The sequence below is a fragment of the Acinetobacter sp. YH12201 genome, from assembly GCF_013418145.1.
Taxonomy (GTDB): Bacteria; Pseudomonadota; Gammaproteobacteria; order Pseudomonadales; family Moraxellaceae; genus Acinetobacter.
Genome location: NZ_VPCP01000169.1, coordinates 1 through 1,823 on the forward strand (window position 1 = coordinate 1; position 1,823 = coordinate 1,823).

Annotated in this window: 3 protein-coding genes; 2 read left to right on the forward strand and 1 reads right to left on the reverse strand. The window is 35.1% G+C overall.

Going from position 1 to position 1,823, the window contains the following annotated elements:
• On the forward strand, positions 1-95 hold a 95-nt coding region (locus FTU91_RS16300; RefSeq protein WP_148114837.1), incomplete at its 5' end, for a transposase domain-containing protein.
• A gap of 62 nt (positions 96-157) precedes the next feature.
• Positions 158-376, forward strand: a complete 219-nt coding sequence (locus FTU91_RS16305) for a DUF6500 family protein (RefSeq protein ID WP_180082849.1) — start codon at positions 158-160, stop codon at positions 374-376.
• A 108-nt stretch (positions 377-484) separates the two neighbouring features.
• On the opposite strand, the gene FTU91_RS16310 is transcribed toward FTU91_RS16305, so the two are convergent.
• The gene (locus FTU91_RS16310) at positions 485-1,498 is read right to left on the reverse strand and encodes an SEL1-like repeat protein (RefSeq protein WP_180082848.1); all 1,014 of its coding nucleotides are present in this window, start codon (positions 1,496-1,498) and stop codon (positions 485-487) included.
• Positions 1,499-1,823: the final 325 nt, after the last annotated feature.

Genomic DNA, 1,823 nt, shown 5'->3' on the forward strand with positions numbered 1-1,823 from the left:
CCTATTTAAGTGATGTGCTGAAAAGGCTGCCGACGCATAAAGTGACCCAAATAGAAGAATTACTGCCACACCGCTGGAAATCCGACCAAAATTAAAAAATAGGCATGGGATTCAGCGGACGCTTACTATTATGTTAATTTTAGAGAAAGTTAAAACTATGAGAAAAGAGTTAAGAGAAATATTTATTCATGGATGTAATGAAAAAATTGAGAAAAAAGGAGATAACGTTGGTTTATCTTTCTATGCCTTTTTCAAGAATAAAAACGATAATCCTGAGCTCTTAATGGAAGCAGCTAGTTGGTGGATCATGCAACATAAATTAGATCATTTCGAAAAAGCCATAAAAATTAAAGCACTTGTTTTAAGTGAGTCTTAGCTTAACTCAGCATGATGGCTGTTATACGAAATTAAAAGGCCCTGATCTAATATCAAGGCTTCGTATAATCCGTATTATGTTAATTTTAGGTGAGTTTAAGAAGGATTATTAAAGTCCAGCGAGTACTAATTTAGCTTGAGCATGACCGTTATTTGCCGATTTTTTTAACCAATTTAATGCTTGAATACGATTTTTCGGTAAGCCGTTGCTTCCATTTAAATAATTTGTTCCAATATTAAACTGTGCATTTGCATCTCCTTGATCAGCTGCTTTTAAATACAATTCATTTGCTAAAAAACTATTTTTGCTTACCCCAAGACCATTTGTATACATTACAGCTAAATTATTTTGAGCACTTGCATAGCCTTGATCAGCAGCTTTTAAATACCATTCTGCAGCTTTAGAATAATTCTTCTCGACCCCATTACCATGGTAGTAATTGTTACCCATACTAAATTGAGCACGTGCATCTCCTTGATTAGCAGCTTTGGTATACCATTCAATAGCTTTAGAATAATTCTTCTCGACCCCTTGCCCATTAAAATACATATTAGCTAGATTTTGTTGAGCCTTAACATCTTCTTGATTAGCAGCTTTGGTATACCATTCAATAGCTTTAGAATAATTTTTCTCGACCCCTTGCCCCTTAAAATACATATTAGCTAGATTATATTGAGCTGGGGCTAAGTCTTGATTAGCGGCTTTTAAATACCATTCTGCAGCTTTAGAATAATTCTTCTCGACCCCTTGGCCATTGTCATAATTCATTCCAAGATTATATTGAGCACTTGCATCCCCTTGATTGGCGGCTTTTAAATACCATTCTGCAGCTTTAGAATAATTCTTCTCGACCCCTTGGCCATTGCCATACATCCACCCAAGGTTATACTGCGCCTTTGCATTCCCTTGAGCGGCGGCTTTGCTGTACCACTCAAAGGCTTTGCTATCGCTCTGAGTAACCCCTTGGCCATTGTCATACATCCATCCAAGGTTATATTGCGCCCTTGCATCCCCTTGAGTTGCTCTAATTTTAGTTTCTTGAAAAGACTCTTGATCCGCAAAAACAGGACTTATAAATAGGTATAAAGTAAAAGATAAGAATATTTTTTTAGATAATTTCATAAGTTATTTCTATTAAATCAAATTGATAGCATCATACATTAAGATTATTTTTCAGGCAGTAAGATTATTGAAATGTCCACCAATTTTGGTCCCATTTAACATAATGGGCGTTATACGAAATGAAAAAACCTAGGCACTGGCCTAGGTTTTAATTTAAAAAAAATACATAAAAATTAAGTTTTTAGACTCGATTTTTTATGTAAGCCCAAAATAGAAATGTCCGGTTTCTCCAAAGTAAAAATGTCCGCTTTTAGAATATGCACTTTTGCAATTTCCTTAGCGGACGGTTTGATATGTTGGTGTCTATGTCGGATAAAGAACTTAA